The 255-nt window shown below is 29.0% G+C and carries 1 pseudogene; it reads right to left on the reverse strand.

Annotated features, from left to right (window positions below):
* Positions 1 to 10: 10 nt before the first annotated feature.
* A pseudogene (locus tag LB467_RS18900) lies at positions 11 to 255 on the reverse strand (IS4 family transposase); the annotation flags it as partial.

Genomic DNA, 255 nt, shown 5'->3' on the forward strand with positions numbered 1-255 from the left:
TAGTGTCCGGTTATAAATTAAACATTTTCAGTTGGTTATAATCGTCATTAATATTCTTTCTGTATTCTTTATTGTTAAGTAGTTGATTTATAGTTACTTTCTCAAAGAGGCTAATACTCAAAATTTGAAAAATAGTGTAAAGTTCAAGCTCTATTTTCAGTCTTTTCTTCATAATTGCAATTATCAGATAGGCACTTACTGCTATCCATATTTGGGTATAAACCGCATTCAAGCTTGTTCCAAAAAAACTCTTGA

Source organism: Salegentibacter tibetensis, from assembly GCF_020164485.1.
In the GTDB taxonomy this organism is placed as follows: Bacteria; Bacteroidota; Bacteroidia; order Flavobacteriales; family Flavobacteriaceae; genus Salegentibacter; species Salegentibacter tibetensis.